General features: G+C 72.6%; 15 protein-coding genes. 3 read left to right on the forward strand and 12 right to left on the reverse strand.

Annotated elements, in window-relative coordinates:
• Positions 1-80: 80 nt before the first annotated feature.
• The 7 genes from ITX44_RS02415 to ITX44_RS02445 all read right to left on the reverse strand — a co-directional run bounded on the left by ITX44_RS02415 (position 81) and on the right by ITX44_RS02445 (position 6,864).
• On the reverse strand, positions 81-740 hold the full coding sequence (locus tag ITX44_RS02415; protein WP_205355247.1) for an NAD(P)H-binding protein: 660 nt from the start codon (positions 738-740) through the stop codon (positions 81-83).
• A gap of 71 nt (positions 741-811) precedes the next feature.
• Complete coding sequence (locus ITX44_RS02420; protein ID WP_205355248.1) at positions 812-1,450, reverse strand: NAD(P)-dependent oxidoreductase; 639 nt, start codon at positions 1,448-1,450, stop codon at positions 812-814.
• 120 nt (positions 1,451-1,570) lie between these two features.
• On the reverse strand, positions 1,571-2,560 hold the full coding sequence (locus ITX44_RS02425; protein WP_205355249.1) for a zinc-dependent alcohol dehydrogenase family protein: 990 nt from the start codon (positions 2,558-2,560) through the stop codon (positions 1,571-1,573).
• A 49-nt stretch (positions 2,561-2,609) separates the two neighbouring features.
• Positions 2,610-3,494, reverse strand: coding sequence for a carbohydrate ABC transporter permease (locus ITX44_RS02430; protein WP_205355250.1), 885 nt, complete (start codon positions 3,492-3,494; stop codon positions 2,610-2,612).
• A complete protein-coding gene (locus ITX44_RS02435; protein ID WP_205355251.1) occupies positions 3,494-4,471 on the reverse strand; it encodes a carbohydrate ABC transporter permease in 978 nt (325 codons plus the stop codon). The genes ITX44_RS02430 and ITX44_RS02435 overlap by 1 nt, the downstream gene beginning before the upstream one ends.
• A gap of 73 nt (positions 4,472-4,544) precedes the next feature.
• Positions 4,545-5,915 (reverse strand): ABC transporter substrate-binding protein, encoded by a 1,371-nt coding sequence (locus ITX44_RS02440; protein WP_372440823.1) that lies wholly within the window; start codon positions 5,913-5,915, stop codon positions 4,545-4,547.
• Between the two features lie 187 nt (positions 5,916-6,102).
• The gene (locus ITX44_RS02445) at positions 6,103-6,864 is read right to left on the reverse strand and encodes a DeoR/GlpR family DNA-binding transcription regulator (RefSeq protein ID WP_205355253.1); all 762 of its coding nucleotides are present in this window, start codon (positions 6,862-6,864) and stop codon (positions 6,103-6,105) included.
• A 580-nt stretch (positions 6,865-7,444) separates the two neighbouring features.
• Here ITX44_RS02445 and ITX44_RS02450 point away from each other — a divergent pair.
• Positions 7,445-8,317, forward strand: a complete 873-nt coding sequence (locus ITX44_RS02450; protein ID WP_205355254.1) for an NAD-dependent epimerase/dehydratase family protein — start codon at positions 7,445-7,447, stop codon at positions 8,315-8,317.
• Positions 8,318-8,396: 79 nt separating this feature from the next.
• Here ITX44_RS02450 and ITX44_RS02455 read toward each other — a convergent pair whose 3' ends face one another.
• Both ITX44_RS02455 and ITX44_RS02460 read right to left on the reverse strand, forming a co-directional pair.
• Positions 8,397-9,257, reverse strand: coding sequence for a LysR family transcriptional regulator (locus ITX44_RS02455; protein ID WP_307795042.1), 861 nt, complete (start codon positions 9,255-9,257; stop codon positions 8,397-8,399).
• A 128-nt stretch (positions 9,258-9,385) separates the two neighbouring features.
• Entirely contained in the window at positions 9,386-9,850 is a 465-nt protein-coding gene (locus tag ITX44_RS02460; RefSeq protein ID WP_205355256.1) for a MarR family winged helix-turn-helix transcriptional regulator, read from the reverse strand.
• 230 nt (positions 9,851-10,080) lie between these two features.
• Between ITX44_RS02460 and ITX44_RS02465 the strand changes: the two genes are divergently transcribed.
• A complete protein-coding gene (locus ITX44_RS02465; protein ID WP_205355257.1) occupies positions 10,081-11,319 on the forward strand; it encodes an MFS transporter in 1,239 nt (412 codons plus the stop codon).
• 153 nt (positions 11,320-11,472) lie between these two features.
• Here the strand turns inward: ITX44_RS02465 and ITX44_RS02470 are convergent, their stop codons facing one another.
• The gene (locus ITX44_RS02470) at positions 11,473-11,883 is read right to left on the reverse strand and encodes a DUF2795 domain-containing protein (protein ID WP_205355258.1); all 411 of its coding nucleotides are present in this window, start codon (positions 11,881-11,883) and stop codon (positions 11,473-11,475) included.
• 138 nt (positions 11,884-12,021) lie between these two features.
• Here ITX44_RS02470 and ITX44_RS02475 point away from each other — a divergent pair, with 138 nt between their 5' ends.
• Positions 12,022-13,701 (forward strand): CYTH and CHAD domain-containing protein, encoded by a 1,680-nt coding sequence (locus tag ITX44_RS02475; protein ID WP_205355259.1) that lies wholly within the window; start codon positions 12,022-12,024, stop codon positions 13,699-13,701.
• Positions 13,702-13,894: 193 nt separating this feature from the next.
• On the opposite strand, the gene ITX44_RS02480 is transcribed toward ITX44_RS02475, so the two are convergent.
• Complete coding sequence (locus ITX44_RS02480; protein ID WP_307795043.1) at positions 13,895-15,154, reverse strand: MFS transporter; 1,260 nt, start codon at positions 15,152-15,154, stop codon at positions 13,895-13,897.
• A complete protein-coding gene (locus tag ITX44_RS02485) occupies positions 15,145-15,486 on the reverse strand; it encodes a DUF1062 domain-containing protein (RefSeq protein WP_205355440.1) in 342 nt (113 codons plus the stop codon). The genes ITX44_RS02480 and ITX44_RS02485 overlap by 10 nt, the downstream gene beginning before the upstream one ends.
• Positions 15,487-15,845 lie beyond the last annotated feature (359 nt).

The raw sequence follows: 15,845 nt of genomic DNA on the forward strand, positions 1-15,845 counted from the left end.
CCCAACGCGTGCGACCCCGGGCCGCGTCCGCGGACACGGCCCGGGGTGCCACAACTCTCCGACATGCCCGCGGACGCGGCTCAGGCACCCAGCCGGTTGATCTCCGGACTGCGCAGCACATGCGGCCCCCCGCCGGCCAGCCGCACCACCGCCAGCATCGCCCGGCCCAGCTCATGGGTGGTCGTGACATGACCGGGCAAAACCCGCCGCAGCACCGGGTAGAGCCACGACGTCAGCGCGTACATCACCCGGTACCAGCGGGTCCGGGACCGCTCGCCGTGCACCGGCTGGATCCAGCCGGGCCGGAACATGTACGCCCGCATGTCCATCGACAGCAGCACGTTCTCGGTCCGGCCCTTGACCCGGGCCCACGCCGACCGGCCGCGCTCGGTGCTGTCGGTGCCCTCGCCCGAGACATAGGTGAAGGTCAGCTCCGGGTGCGCGACCGCGTGGGCGGCGGCCAGCGCGTAGCCGTAGGTGATCCGCTCGTACTCCTCGGGACCGCGGCCGGCCGCCGACACCCCCAGGCAGTAGAAGCACGCGTCGGCCCCGCGCAGTTCCCCGGCCACCGCCGAGAGGTCGGTGAAGTCGTCGTGCACCACCTCGCGCACCTTGGGCCCGCCGCGCTCCAGCGGGCGCCGTACCACCGCCACCACCTCGGTCACCTCCGGATCCAGCAGGCAGGCGCGCAGCACGCCCTGCCCGACCATTCCGGAGGCACCGAAAAGGATCACCTTCATCGCCGGGCCGTCCCCTCCCTGTCCCGTACCGCGGGCGGCGTCCGGTACGGACGCCGCCGGGACAGTGTGCCCTACTCGGCGACCACCACGATCTTGTGCAGGTACGCGCGTTCGACGGCCTCCCGCAGGATGAACTCCGCCACGTCCGCCCGGGACACCTTGGCCAGGGTGCCGAGGTCCAGGTGCTCGCCGGTGCGGTAGCGGTGGGTGCGCGGGCCGTTGGTGAGCGTCGCCGGGTAGACCAGGGTCCAGTCCAGGCCGCTGGTGCGCAGCACCCGCTCGCCGACCACCTTGTCGGCGAAGGCCGGCCCGAGGAAGACCTTGTACAGCGTGCGCAGCGGCAGCGGTGCCCGGTCGGCGGTCTCGCCCACGCCGTACGCGGACAGGAACACCACCCGGTCCACCCCCGCCTCCTCCATCGCGCGGACGATCACCGGGGTCGCCTCCCGGATCACCGTGGGCTTGATCAGGCCCGTGATCGTCCGCTCGCCGCCCAGCGCGCTGACCACCACGTCCTGTCCGCTGATTGCCATGGTCACCGCGTCCTGGTCGTCGGTCACCTCGCCGATCGCCACCGTCAGCAGCGGGTGCGGCGCGGGGGCCTTGGCCGGCGAGCGGACGAACGCGGTCACCTCGTGGCCGGCGGCCAGCGCCTGCGCGACGATCTGGCGTCCGGTCAGCCCGTTGGCCCCGAATACGACGATCCTCACGCTGTCCTCCTCGCCCCGCCGCGCGCCCCCCTTCCTCCGCGGTTCCCGTCCAGCGTGGCCGTCCGCGCCGCCCGGCGCCAGCCGCGGTGCCCGATTGTCGCCCGTACGGGGCGGCTCGTACTACGGCAGGACCTGGATCTTGCGGCCCTGGCCGGCCTGGAACCGCTGGAGCGCGGCGGCGTAGTCCACCAGCGGCAGGCGGTCGCTGATGAAGACCTCCGGGTCCAGGACGCCGCCGGCGAAGAGCTCGGCGGCCCGTTCGTAGCTGTGCAGCACCGCCATGGAGCCGGTGATGGTGATCTCCTGGTTGTAGATCCGGTACGGCTCGATGGTGGCGCGGGCGGCGTAGTCGGCCACGCCGAACTGCAGGAAGGTGCCGCCCTTGCCGACCCGGCCCAGCGCGTCCTGGATGGCCGCGGCGTTGCCGGTGGCGTCGATGACCACGTCCCAGTCGCGCGGGCGGGTGATCTCGTCGGCGCTGGTGGCGGCCCGGCTGCAGCCCAGCTGCCGGGCGGTGACCAGGCGCTCCTCGTTGATGTCGACCATGTCCACGGTCGCGGCGCCGGTGCGCTTGGCCAGCTCCAGCATCATCAGGCCCATGGTGCCCGAGCCGTAGATCAGCACATGGCTGGCCAGGGAGGAGCGCAGGATGTCGTAGCCGCGTACCGCGCAGGACAACGGCTCGATCAGGGCCGCGTCCTGGGTGCGGATGTGCTCGGGGAGCTTGACGCAGTTGGCGGCCGGGGCGGCGGCGTACTCGGCGGCGCCGCCGGGCACGGTCACCCCGATCGCGGCCCACCGCTCGCACAGGTTGCTGCGGCCGATGCGGCAGTAGTGGCACTCGTGGCAGTACAGCGAGGGGTCGACGGCCACCTGGTCGCCGACCGCCAGGTCCGCCACCCCGGCGCCGACGGCGACGATCTCGCCGGCGAACTCGTGCCCCGGCACGATCGGCAGCGTGGGGGCGAACTCGCCCTGCAGGATGTGCAGATCGGTGCCGCACAGGCCGCAGGCGGCGACCTGCACCACGACCTCGCCGGGGCCGGGGGTGGGGTCGTCCACGGTCTCGATGCCGACGGTGCCGGGGGCGCTGATGACGGCTGCTTTCACTTGACGGCTCCAGGGATCGGGATCATGCGGTTCTCGGGCTTCACACGGGTCATTTGACGGCGCCCAGGGACAGGCCCTGGACGAGCTTGTCCTGGGCGGCGAATCCGGCGGCCAGCACGGGCAGTGAGATGCACACCGCGGCGGCGCACACCTTGGCCAGGAACAGGCCCTGGCTGGTGACGAAGCCGGTCAGGAACACCGGCGCGGTGCCGGCCACCACACCGGTCAGCACCCGGGCGAACAGCAGCTCGTTCCAGGAGAAGATGAACGAGATCAGCGAGGTCGCCGCGATCCCCGGCATCACCACCGGGGCCACGATGCGGACCAGCACGGTGGGCAGGCCCGCGCCGTCGATCGCCGCGGCCTCCATGATCGCCACCGGCACGTCGGCCAGGAAGGACCGCATCATCCACACCGCGATCGGCAGGTTCATCGAGGTGTAGAGGATGACCAGCAGCCAGATGTTGTCCAGCAGGCCGGCGTTCTTGGCGATGAGATACACCGGCAGCAGCCCCGCCACGGCCGGCAGCATCTTGGTGGACAGGAAGAAGAACATCACGTCGGTCCACTTCCGGACCGGCTTGACCGACAGCGCGTACGCCGCCGGGATGGCCAGCACCAGCACCAGGACGGTCGAGGCGAGGGCCGCGGTCAGGGAGTTGACGAGCGGCGGCCAGGGGCTGACCCCGGTGCCGGACCCGAAGAACTCCCGGTAGCCGTTCAGGGTCAGCGGGGCGGCCAGGTGCGGCGGGTTGGCCGCCGCGTCCTGCTCGCTGTGGAAGGAGGTGAGCACCATCCAGGCGAACGGCAGGAAGAACACGATCCCGCCGAGCCAGGCCAGCAGGCCCAGCAGGGCGCCGTTGCGCCGGGAGCGCCGGCGCAACGTGCGCGCGGCGGGTGCGATGCGTACGGGGGTTGCGGTCGCGGCGGCCATCAGCGGCTCTCCTCCTTCAGCAGCGACGAGACGGTGCGCAGCGCGAAGGTCGCCACCAGGATCGACAGCACCACGACGATCACGCCCTCCGCGGACGCCTGCCCGTAGTCGTGGGCCTGGTAGAAGGTGGTGTAGACGGTGTACGGCAGGTTCGCGGTGCCCAGCCCGCCGGAGGTCAGGGTGAACACGGCGTCGAAGTTCTGCACCACGTACACCGTGCCGAGCAGCGCGGCCAGTTCCAGGTAGCGGCGCAGGTGCGGGAAGGTCAGGTAGCGGAAGACCTGCCAGGAACTCGCGCCGTCCACCCGCGCCGCCTCGGTGACGTCCGCCGGCCGGGACTGCAGGCCGGCCAGCAGGATCAGCATCATGAACGGCGTCCACTGCCAGATCAGCGACGCCTCCACGGCCAGCTTCGGGTTCTGCGACAGCCAGTCCGGCTGCGGCGCGTTGTCGCTGCCGAACAGGCGCCAGGCCCAGTTCAGGGTGCCGTCGATCAGGCCGTACGAGGCGTTGTACAGCGCGTGCTTCCACAGCAGCGCCGAGGCCACCGGAACCACCAGGAACGGCGTGATGAGCATGGTGCGCACCACGCCCCGTCCCAGGAACTTGCGGTCCAGCAGCAGCGCGAGGCCCAGGCCCAGCACCAGGCTGACCGCCACCACCGCCACCGTCAGCACCACCGTGGTGGTCAGCGACGAGCGCAGTTGCGGATCGGTGAACTCGGTGCGGTAGTTGGCGAAGCCGGCCCAGCCGCGATTGCCGGGGTCCAGCGCGTTCCAGCGCATGAACGAGATCACCAGGGTGCCCACGAACGGCAGTTGGGTGACCACGATCATGAACAGCAGGGCCGGCAGGAGGGGGGCCCGCCGGGCCCAGACACCGCGCGGGCGTGGCGCGCGGGACTGCGGGGAGGCGGTCCGCTCGGCCGCCTGCGGTGCCCGGATCCGGCGGGTGATCGAAGGGGTGGGGCTCGTCATGATCTGCTCTCCGCTTCGCGTCCGGCTTCCCGGCCGGTCACTCCGGGAAGCCGCCGTACGGTGGCCGGCACGGTCACTTCTTCGCGTACGTCGTCGCGACCTTGGCCGCCAGCGACTGGCTCGCCTTCAGGGCCGAGTCCACGCTGGTGCGGCCGGCGATGGCGGAGCTGATCTCCTGCGAGACCTGCGTGCCCAGGTTGGTGAACTCCGGGATGCCGACGAACTGGATGCCGGGCGCGGGCCGCGGCTGCACGCCGGGGCTGGACGGGTTGGCCGCCTCCAGCGCGGTCAGGGTCGGCTTGGCGAAGGCCGAGGAGGCCGCCACGTACTGCGCGTTGGAGTACGTCGAGGTGCGCTTGCCGGCCGGGACCCGCGACCAGCCGAGCTGCTGCCCGACCAGGTTCTCGTAGCCCTTGCCGGAGGCCCAGGAGATGAACTTCCAGGCGTCGTCCTGGTGCTTGCTCGCCTTCTGCACGCCCCAGGCCCAGGTGTACAGCCAGCCCGAGCTCTTGGTCCGGTCGACCGGCGCGGGCACGTAGCCGACCTTGCCGGCCACCGGGGAGTCCTTGGCCTCCAGGGATCCGGCCGCGGACGTGGCGTCGTACCACATGGCGACCTTGCCCTGCTCCATGTCGGTCAGGCACTCGGTGAAGCCGGCCTGCGGGGCGCCGGCCTCGCCGTGGGACCGCACCAGGTCCACGTAGAACTTCACCGCCTTGGTGAAGGCGGGGCTGTCCACCTGCGCGTTCCAGCTCTGGTCGAACCAGGTGCCGCCCATGGTGTTGACGACCGTGGTCAGCGGCGCGATCAGCTCGCCCCAGCCGGGCTGGCCGCGCAGGCAGATGCCCTTCATCCCGGACTGCGCGCCGTCCGCCTTGGCCGCCAGGTCCGCCACCTGGGTCCAGGTCGGATTGGCCGGCATCGTCAGGCCCTTCGCGGCGAACACGTCCTTGCGGTACATCAGGAACGAGGACTCGCCGTAGAACGGCTCGGCGTAGACGTCCCCGTTGTACGTCAGCGACTGCTGCATGGCGGGCAGGATGTCGCTCTGCGCGAAGCCGGTGTCGGCCTTGGCCTGCGCGGTCAGTGGCGCCAGCCAGCCGTTCTTGGCGTAGATCGGCGTCTCGTAGTTGCTGATGGTGGCCACGTCGTACTGGCCGGCCTGGCTGGAGAAGTCCTGGGTGATCTTGTCGCGGACGTCGTCCTCGGGCAGCACCGTGAAGTTCACCTTGATGCCGGTGGACTTGGTGAAGTTGGCCGCGGTGAGCTTCTGCAGGTCCATCATCTGCGGGTTGTTCACCATCAGGACGTTGATGGAGTGCGACCCCGAGCCGCCGCCTGCTCCGCCGGCGCCGGAACAGGCCGCGGCCAGGAGCGTGCCGCACACCGCCAGCGTGAGGGCCGGCAGGACGCGTCGGGTCGTTCTCGATGTGGGTGTCATGATGTCCCTTTCATGACCAGGGGAGGGTTGCGGATGCGCCCGCGGACACGAGGGCAGCCCGCAGCGGCGTGGGGGTGTGGCGTACGCGTGCGTACGGTGAGGGCGGTTCGGTGGAGGGGGTGGGGGAGAGCGGTGGAGGGATGCCGGGAGACGGGAAGTGGCGGTGCGGGGCGGGCCGGCGGCCCGCCGGTCAGACCCTGAAGACGCGCGGCCCCAGCAGTGCGTAGCGATGTGCCTCGGCGCTGGACAGACCGGTGTCGGTCACGATCGCCTCGAAGTCGGCGACCTCGGCGAAGCGGCAGAAGCTGCTCGCGCCGAACTTGCTGTGGTGGCCCATGAACACCCGCCGCCGGGAAACCTCGAGCGCCTTGGCCTTGACGTCGGCGACGACCGGGTCGGGTGTGGTCAGGCCGAGTTCGCGGGAGATGCCGTTCGACCCGACGAAGGCCAGGTCGATGACGAAGCCCGCGAGCATCGCGGTGGCCCAGGAGCCGACGGTGGCCAGAGTCCGGGCCCGGACCCGGCCGCCGAGCAGCAGCACGGTGGTGTTGGGCGAGTCGGCGATCGCCGCGGCCGTGGACAGCGACGCGGTGACCACGGTCAGCGGCCGGTCGCCGGGCAGCATGGCGGCAAGGAGCTGCGGGGTGTAGCCCTCGTCCACGAACACCGTCTCGGCCTCGCCCAGCAGCTTGACGGCCTCCGCGGCGATCCGGCGCTTGTCGGCGACGTGCAGGGTGACCCGCTGGGCCAGATCGGTTTCGAAGCCCGCGCCCTCGACGGGGTAGGCGCCGCCGTAGGTGCGGCGGACCAGTCCCCGGCGCTCCAGTACCCCGAGGTCGCGGCGGATGGTCTCCGGTGCGACCTTCAGGTCCGAGGCCATGGCGGTGACCTCGACCTGGCCCTGGTGGCGCGCGAGAGCGAGGATGCGGTGCTGGCGTTCCTGGGCCCGCATGGTCACCCCACCTCGCTTCGTCGCAGCTTCGTTGCCGGTCCGGGCAGAAAGTGCCCGGTGGTGCCCGTGGAAGAGTTATACCAATCCCCTCCGGCCCGACCAGGGCCCGTAACGGACAACAAACGGCCCGGTTGGGCCCGGATCGGAATCCCGTCGTCGCAGGCGGATACGGGTCTTGGGAGCGGAACATGGAAATCCGCACCCGGCGGCTCCCGATTCGTGCCCGATCCGGGCTCTGCCCGGTGCGGGACACCGGACACCGGCCCCGCGTGTCACGGGCGCCACTGCTGACTCCCGCTTACTGATACCCGCCGGGCATCACAGGCGCGGGAAAGGGTCTTGGACGCCACCCCGGCTCCGCCCGCACTCTGGAAACACGCGGGTCGGGAGCCCTCCCGGTACCGGGACGGGCGGCCGCCGCACCGCGCGCGCCGCCCGCTCACCGGCCCCGTGACGACCGGTCCGCGACAACCGCTCCGGCAGCTCGGAGACCCGACTGTGCGGAATTGCGGCTTCCACTACCTCGACAACTCGACAACTTCCACAACTTCGACAACCTCGACACGAAGGGTGCGTCCTCATGCGTGTTTTCCTCACCGGCGGCTCCGGCTACCTCGGCCGGGCGACCCTGCGGGCCCTGGTCCGCGACGGCATCGAGGTCGCCGCACTGGCCCGCGGCGACTCCTCGGCCCGGACGCTGCGCGACCTGGGTGCCACACCGGTCCAGGGCGGGCTGACCGACCTCGCGGTCCTGCGCGACGCCGCCGCGCGGGCCGACGGGGCGATCCACCTGGCCTCCCACGCCGGGCCCGACACCGCCGCGATCGACCTGGCCGCCGCGCAGGCGATGCAGGACGGGCTCGGCGACCGTGGCACGTACGTGCACACCGGCGGCGTGTGGGTGTACGGCAACACCGACGGGGTGGTCGACGAGACCTCCCCGCAGCGGCCGCCGCGGCTGACCGCCTGGCGGCTGGAGAACGAGAAGCGGGTGCTGGCCGCGGCGGCCGACGGCGGACGGCCCGTCCTGGTCATGCCCGGTCTGGTCTACGGCCACGGCGGCGGCCTCGCGGACGCCTTCCTCACCGAACCGGCCCGCACCACCGGAGCGGTCCCGGTCATCGGCGACGGCGCCAACCACTGGGCGCTGGTGCACGTCGACGACATCGCCGAGCTGTACGTGCGGGCGCTGCGGGCCGCGCCCGGCTCCGTCTACGCCGGCGTCAGCGACCAGAACCTTCCGCTCGTGGACATCGCCCGCGCCCTGGCGGAGTCCATCGGCCTGCCCGGCAGCGTCGAACCGATCGACTACGCCGAGGCCGAACGCCGCATGGGTCCGATCGCCGAGGCCTTCGCCCTGGACCAGCAGCTCACCGGCGCCAAGGCCCGCCGCGAGCTGGGCTGGACCCCGACCCGGCTGGACGCGCTGGCGGAGCTGGCGACGGGCAAGTAGGAGCTCTCGCCGGCCTACGGGGGCACCTCGCCCGGAAGGGGTCCGGGGCCGGCGGCGATGACGGGCGGCACGCCGCCGGTCAGGAGTGGCTCGCCTCCGCCAGGTCGCCGAACTCCTGGATCAGGGCCGAGTCCCGGGCCGCGTCCCAGGCCAGGCAGACCTGGTTGGGGGCGATGTCCTCGACCGGCAGGCGGCACACGTCCTCACGGGTGTAGTGGGTCGCGGCCGACAACGGCAGCACCACCACGCCCCGGAAGGCGGCGACGTACTCCAGCTTCTCCTCCACGCTCCGGGCCGGCGGCTCGGGGCGTGCGCCGGGACGCAGCGGCCGGCGGTGGGGGAGGTCCCGCCATTCGGGCACCACGTCCGGATCCTGGAGGAGTACGTCGTCGGCCAGGTCGGCGACGCTGATAGCGGTCTTCCCGGCCAGCCGGTGACTGCGCGGGACCACCGCGACCCTGGGCTCGGTGAACAACGGCCGCAGCCGCAGCCCCCGGCGGTCCAGCGGCAGCCGGACGAAGCCGACGTCCGCCCGGCCGTCCAGCACCACCGCGGTCTGGTCCTCCGCCGAGACCCGCAGCACCTCGACCGCGAGCCCCGGGTGCCGGGCGAGCAGCGCCTGCACGGGCGCGGTGACGGTGATGCCCGGCATGAAGGCGACGGTGAACGTCTCGGTACGGCCCGCCGCCTGCCGGACCCTGCGGGTCAGGCCCTCGGCCGCGGCCAGGACGCCCGGCGCGTCCTGGAGCAGCTGCCGCCCGGCCGCGGTGAGCTCGGTGGACCGCCGGTCGCGGTCGAACAGCCGGACCCGCAGCTCGTCCTCCAGCGCCCTGATCTGCCGGGACAGCACCGGCTGGGCGATGTGCAAGCGCGCGGCGGCCCGGCCGAAGTGCAACTCCTCGGCGACCGCGACGAAATAGCGCAGCTTCCTCAGGTCCACGTCCACCGCTGTGCCGTCCTCCCGTTCGCCCGCGCGGGCACTCCCCGCGGCACTCCCCGCGGGCGCTTCCCGGCCGGGCGCCGGGTCCGTACGCCGTGGATCGCCGGATACGCCCGGTACGCCTGCCGTCAGACGGCGACCGGCCCGCGCGACTCCTCCACGGCCTTGACCAGGTGGGCGAGTTGCGGGTCCTGTGCCGCCTGGTCCAGCGCCTCGCGCAGCGCCCGGTTGTTGGTCGGTCGGGCCGCCTCCAGCAGCTCCAGCCCGGCCGGGCTCACGTCGGTGTAGATGCCGCGCCGGTCGGTCGGGCACAGGTAGCGCGACAGCAGCCCGCGGTCCTCCAGCCGGGTGACCAGCCGGGTGGTCGCCGACTGGCTGAGTACCACCGCGTCGGCGACCTGCTTCATCTGGAGGTGACCGCCGTCGCCGTCGTGCTGGCGGCTGAGGACGTCCAGCAGGGAGTACTCGCGCACGCTCAGATCGTGTCCGGCCTGCAGCGCCCGCTCGAGGTGCGTCTCGATCCGCCCGTGCAGCAACGACAGCGCGACCCAGCTGTCGGCCAAGGCGGTCAGTGCCGGATCCGTGGCGGTCATCGATCCCTCCTCGGGCGGTCATGCGCGCGGGCGGCGGTGCCCGGGCGCAGCTCCACTGTAGCGCGTCGTGCGTTTAACCCGCGTGTGCAATTATTGTGTGCGCGGGCAAAGTGCTGGCGCGCTGCATGTGTCACCTGCGTCCCCCGTGTCCCCTGTATCTCCGGCCGATCCGCCCGTTCCGCCCGTCCGTTCGAACCGCCCGAACCCGATCGCAAGAAGGTGTCCCCCTCATGCCCCTCGCCCTCCTGGCCCTCGCCGTCGGGGCCTTCGGTATCGGTACCACCGAATTCGTCGTCATGGGCCTGCTGCCCCGGATCGCCGGGGACTTCGGGGTGTCCGTACCCACCGCGGGCCTGCTGGTCACCGGGTACGCCCTCGGAGTCGTCGTCGGCGCCCCGCTGATGACCGTGCTCGGCACCAAAATCCCCCGTAAGCGGATGCTGATGCTGCTGATGGTCCTGTTCATCGCCGGCAACCTGATCTCCGCCGTCGCCCCGGTCTTCGGCGTCATGCTGCTCGGCCGGGTGGTCGCCTCGCTCGCCCACGGCGCGTTCTTCGGCATCGGCGCGGTGGTCGCCGCCGAGCTGGTGCCCGCGGACCGGAAGGCCGGCGCGATCGCCCTGATGTTCACCGGCCTGACCGTCGCCAATGTCGTCGGGGTGCCGCTGGGCACCTACGTCGGGCAGCATGCGGGCTGGCGCGTCACCTTCCTGCTGGTCGCCGGACTCGGGGTGCTGGGCCTGCTCGGCGTGGCCCGCCTGGTGCCCGAACTCCCCAGGCCGCAGGGGGTGCGGCTGCGGCACGAGGTGGCCGTCCTGCGCAACACCCAGGTGCTGCTCGCCATGGTGATGACCGTGCTCGGCTTCGGCGGGGTCTTCGCCGCGATCACCTACATCGCGCCCATGGTCACCGAGGTCACCGGCTACGCCGACGCGTCCGTGACCTGGCTGCTGGTGATCTTCGGGCTCGGCATGGTGGCCGGCAACCTGGCGGGCGGGCGCTTCGCCGACCGTCGCCTGATGCCGATGCTGTGCACGGCGCTCGGCGCGCTCGCCGCCGTCCTGGCGCTGTTCACGGTCACCGCGCACCACAAGGCCCTGACCGCGGTCACCGTCTTCGCGATCGGTGCTCTCGGCTTCGCCACCGTGCCGCCCCTGCAGAAGCGGGTCCTCGACCAGGCACACGGCGCCCCCACCCTGGCCTCCGCGGTCAACATCGGCGCCTTCAACCTCGGCAACGCCCTGTCCGCCTGGCTCGGCGGCCTGGTGATCTCGGCCGGCCTCGGCTGGACCTCGCCGGACTGGGTGGGCGCCGCGCTCGCCGCCTCCGCGCTGGGCGTCGCCCTGCTGTCCATGGCTCTGGAACGCCGTGCCGCGTCCGAGCCCGGTCTGCCCGGTCTGCCCGGTCTGCCCGGTCGTACGGCGGCGCGGTCCTCGGCCGCGGAGGACCACGACGTGCTGACGCGATGACGGTCGGCCCTCGGCGCGGGCTGCCCCCCGCTCCGTACGCCCGCCGCGCCGGGCCCGGCAGGGGGCCCGGCGCGGCAGGGCGGAACGCGTCGTCCGGATCGGGACCGTGTCGTCCAGGTCAGGACGGTGTGGGTCGGGACGGTGCCGTCCGGGTCAGACCCGGCGGTCCTCGACGCCGTAGCCGAGGGCCTTCACCACCGCCTGGACATTGGGGTACCTCTCGTCGGGAGGAAGGGCCGCGACGCGTTCGACCAGCGGGTCGGGTGCCTGGTGGCGGTGCAGGGAGCCGAGCAGGGACGAACGGCGGGCCGGGTAGATGTTGCGGTCCAGATGCCGGGCCAGCTCATTGCGTACCGTGACGCCCTCCGGGGTCATCCCGGAGGGGATCCCGGTGTCCGGGACGGTGCGTGCGGCCTGCGCGATCTCCCGGTCGGCGCCGGTGGGTTCCGGCTCGAACACCTCCTCGCCGGTCACGGCGCGAGTCGCCCGCAGCTCGTCGTGGATCTCCCGCTTCAGCTGGTCGTCGCGCGCGAAGCCCGTCTTGTTGGTTCCCTGGTCCGTCATGGGCAGATGCCTCCCGTACGGTGCTTGACGTGCCCTGCGGGTACCCATGCGGTTCGCCGGGAAACCGGGCAGCCGGCCGCGCCCCGTACCGCGGCGGCCGACCGCATGCCCGCCGCCCGACCGGGCACGCGAAACCGTATGACCACCACGACCACCAAGAGCATCGGGAAGACCGGGAAGGCCGCCGGGAAGAGCGGCAAAGCCGGGAAGATCGGGAAGACCGAGCAGACCGAGCAGATCGAGAAGGAAACCACCTTCGAGGGCACCGGGACGCTCGACTCGGGCATTCTGCGGCGGCTGCCGGCGGTGGACCGGGTGCGGGCCGAACCGGCCGAGGAACTGGACGCGGTCTACTACGACACGCCCGACCTGCGGCTGCTGGCCCACGGCTGCACCTTGCGCCGGCGCACCGGCGGCCACGACGAGGGCTGGCACCTGAAGCTGCCCGGCGAGGGCGCCGACCGGACCGAGATCCAGGTCCCGCTCCCGGCGGGCCCGGCCGGCGACGTGCCCGGCGAACTGCTGCGGCGGGTGAAGGCGTACGCCCGCGGCGCACCGCTGACGCCCGTCGCCCACCTGCGGACCCACCGCGGCCGGCACGCCCTGCTGGACGGGCGCGGCCGGCGCCTGGCCGAGGTCGCGGAGGACCGCGTCGCCGCCCAGATCCTGGGCGCCGAACGGCTGCACCCCGGCCGCCGCGTCCCCGACGGCGCCGACCCGGCCGGCTCCGGCGGCACCAGCACCCGCCTGATCCACTGGTCCGAGGTCGAGATCGAGGCGGACCTGGGCGACGACGCCCTGCTGCGGTCCGCGGCCCGCGAACTGGCCGCCCACGGCTGGCGACCCTCGCCCACGCAGCACAAGCTGGGCCATGCCCTCGCGCCCGTGCTGCCCGCGGACTTCGCCCACCCGGCGTCCGGCCTACGGGAGCTGCGGCCCGGCACCGCGGGCCACGCCGTACTGACCCGGCTGCGCGAGCAACTCGGCATTCTGCTGGCCCTGGACGCGGCGGTACGCGCCGACGAACCCGACGCGGTGCACCGCATGCGTTCCACCAGCCGCCGGCTGCGCAATCTGCTGCGCAGCAACCGCCGGGTGCTGGATCGGACCAGGACCGACCCGCTGGCGGCCGAACTGCGCCGGCTGACCGCACTCCTCGCCGACTCCCGCGACCACGAGGTGCTGGCCGAGCGGCTGCACGCACAGGCCCGCGACCTGCGCGACCCGGCCGATCCCCAGCTGGCCGCGACCATCCGCGCCCAGGAACGCGTCCTGCACGACGAGGCCCAGCGCGCGGCCGTCGCCGCCCTGGACAGTCGCCGCTACGCCGCCCTCCTCAACGCTCTGGAGGACCTGTCCGCCGATCCGCCGCTGCGCCCCGACCGGGCCGGCGAACCGGCGATCCGCCACCTGCGCAAGGCCGCGACCCGCGACCGCGAACGCCTGGCCCGCCGCATGGCCGAGGCCGAGCGCGCCGAGCCCGGACCCGCCCGCGACCAGGCCCTGCACGCCGCCCGCAAGGCGGCCCGCCGCGCCCGGCACACCGCGGAATCCGCCGTCCCCTTCGCCGGCACGCGCGCCGACCGCTTCCGCAAGCGCACCAAGGCGCTTCAGCAGCTCCTCGGCGAACATCAGGACGCGGTCATGGCCCGCGCCGCACTCCCCACCCTCGCGATCGGCGCCCGCGCCGCCGGCCACGACACCTTCGGCTACGGCCGCCTCCACGCCCTCCAGACCCATCAGGCCGCCGAGGCCCGTGCGGCGCTCCCGGGCACGTGGAAGGCGGCGAGTTCGCGAAAGCTGACGCGCTTCCGCTGAGCCTGGGGGGTGGGGCGCGGTCATTGATCCGCTCACCCTTTTCCCTGGCAGGCGTTATCGCCGTTGCGGTTCCGAGGCCGCCCCCGCGCCGCGCCGTTGTGGTTGGCCGCGCAGTTCCCCGCGCCCCTTCGGGGCGCGTCCGGCCGGGCGTTCGTCCATCACTTCGGCCACCCCTCGAGAGATCACTCCGACGTCACTGCAATCCGGCAACCTCGCCGAATTGCAGTGAAGGAAGGTCGCGTTCGTGGCGCATGGGGCCGAGGGCGAGAACGGCCCAGCACGGGGCCAGCAGGCCGGTCATGATCCACATGGTGGGGCGTGCGCCGAGCCGGTCGCCGAGGACGCCGCCGATCAGGGCGCCCAGCGGGATGGTGCTGTGGTTGCAGACCATCGTGGTGGCCACGACGCGGCCGAGCAGTCGCGGCGGGCAGTAGGTCTGGCGGAATCCGGCGAGCACGACGTTGCAGGCCGTGATGCCGATGCCGACCACGAAGGCGCCCGAGGCGAAGAAGAGCAGGCCGGGGCCGGGGGAGGTCAGCGGCATGAGCAGGGCGAAGGGGCCGGTCAGCAGCTGCGTCATCAGCATGCCGCGGCCGGTCCCGAAGCGGCGGCCGATGGCGCCGGCGACGCTTGCGCCGAGGATGCCGCCGATGCTGCCCGAGGTCAGGAGCAGGCCCACCGTCGCGGTGCTCGCGCCGGCTGTGCGCACGAGGAAGACGACCTGGACGGCCTGGTAGCCGAGCAGGGCGAAGTTGGCCAGCGCGCCGTAGGTGACGATCGGCCGCAGATACGGGTCGCGCAGGACGAATCGCATGCCTTCGCCGATCTGCCGGCCCAGTCCGGCCTGCCCCGCGCCGCGCTCGGGTGGTTCCTCCCGGGACGTGATGGTGGCCAGGCAGAGGGTGGATACGGCGAACATGCAGGTGTCGACCAGCAGGCCGGTGACGGCTCCGAACGCCTGGGAGACCGCACCGGCCAGGCCCGGGCCGGCCACGCTGGTGCCCGATTCGCTGGCGTTCAGGCGGGCGTTGCCCTCGAGGAGGTCGCCGTCGCCGAGGACCGTGGGCAGGTAGCTGTGCACCGCGGTCTGGAAGAAGACCGCGGCGACACCGCAGACGAGGACGACCGCCAGCAGCTGGGCGAAGGTGAGCACATCGCACCAGTAGGCGACCGGCACGCTCGGATACAGCACCGCCGAGACGACGTTGCAGGTGATCAGTACGGGACGGTGCCGCATCCGGTCCACCCAGGCACCCGCGGGCAAGCCGACCAGGAGCCACGGCAGCCAGGTCGCCGCGGTCAGCACGCCGACCGCCGTGGCGCCGGTGCCCAGCGTGACCACCGCGATCAGCGGAACAGCCACGGAGGTCACGCTGTTGCCCAGCCCCCGCGCGGTCTCGCCCAGCCACAACCGCCGGAAGTCCGGCTGACCGCCTGCGGCGATCAGTCGCACCGGCCGCACAGGTATCCGTGCCGCACAACGGACCGGGAACCGGTCACTCCCGGCACCGGCGCCCACCGGCCGCGGTGCGCCCGGTGCGTGGCCGGACCGTACGGCGACTGCCAGGCCGGCCGCCCGGTGCGACCGCGGCCGCTCACGCCATGGCGCCGTACGGCCGGTTCCTGGCGCAGTTCGGCTGCCCGGCCGGTGTGGTTGTCGTGCAGCAGGTTCAGGAGCTCGGGTTGCACGGAACGCAGGTTGATGACGTGCCCGGAGGCGCACCTGTGGCAGCGGTGGACAACGATCGGCAGGCAGGTGGGCACGACCACCCAGTTCTTGGACACAGACAGACACCGGTTCCAGTGAGAAGACCGCAGCGAAAAGGAGCGCGGCGCACAGGCGCGACGCGCGACGGTTCAGCGTTCGGGAGCCTCACTTGGTGTACAACGGCACGTCCTTGGCAGGGAGGGTGGCTGCGGGCGGGAGCACCGTAACAGCGCACGGGACAGCGGCTCCACCGATTTTCGGGCAGGACGTGCGGCATCTACGTTTGGCCGTGAACCTTTCGGAAGCCGAGGCGTCCGAGGGCCGACAGGGGGACAGATGATGCAGCCCGACAGCGCGGTCGAACCAGTGCGGGGGAGACCGGCGTTCCGCACGTTCAGGCGCCACTGGCTGGTCGTGGCCGCACTCCCCGTGTCGC

The sequence above is a fragment of the Actinacidiphila acididurans genome (assembly GCF_016918855.1).
In the GTDB taxonomy this organism is placed as follows: domain Bacteria; phylum Actinomycetota; class Actinomycetes; order Streptomycetales; family Streptomycetaceae; genus Actinacidiphila; species Actinacidiphila acididurans.